This window comes from Leclercia tamurae (assembly GCF_025566055.1).
Lineage (GTDB): Bacteria > Pseudomonadota > Gammaproteobacteria > Enterobacterales > Enterobacteriaceae > Enterobacter > Enterobacter tamurae.
Genome location: NZ_JAMHKS010000043.1, coordinates 1 through 566 on the forward strand (window position 1 = coordinate 1; position 566 = coordinate 566).

Genomic DNA, 566 nt, shown 5'->3' on the forward strand with positions numbered 1-566 from the left:
ACTTTGTGATTCATGACTGGGGTGAAGTCGTAACAAGGTAACCGTAGGGGAACCTGCGGTTGGATCACCTCCTTACCTTAAAGAACCTGCCTTTGTAGTGTCCACACAGATTGTCTGATGAAAAGTAAAAAGCAAGGCGTCTTGCCGAAGCAGACTTTAGTGTCCCCTTCGTCTAGAGGCCCAGGACACCGCCCTTTCACGGCGGTAACAGGGGTTCGAATCCCCTAGGGGACGCCACTTGCTGGTTTGTGAGTGAAAGTCACCTGCCTTTATATCTCAAAACTAACTCTCTGAGTTACGTTTGAGATATTTGCTCTTTAAAAATCTGGATCAAGCTGAAAATTGAAACGACACACTGTGTCTGCTCTCCGTAATAAGAGCAGATGAAGGTGTGTTCGAGTCTCTCAAATTTTCGCAAAACGATGATGAATCGAAAGAGACATCTTCGGGTTGTGAGGTTAAGCGACTAAGCGTACACGGTGGATGCCTAGGCAGTCAGAGGCGATGAAGGACGTGCTAATCTGCGATAAGCGTCGGTAAGGTGATATGAACCGTTATAACCGACG

Annotated in this window: 1 tRNA gene and 2 rRNA genes; all 3 read left to right on the top strand. The window is 47.2% G+C overall.

The features are described 5' to 3' along the window. Positions 1–75, top strand: a 16S ribosomal RNA gene (locus M8318_RS00225); the annotation flags it as partial. Positions 76–161: 86 nt separating this feature from the next. Further along, positions 162–237 (top strand) — tRNA-Glu (locus M8318_RS00230). A gap of 219 nt (positions 238–456) precedes the next feature. After that, a 23S ribosomal RNA gene (locus tag M8318_RS00235) occupies positions 457–566 on the top strand; the annotation flags it as partial.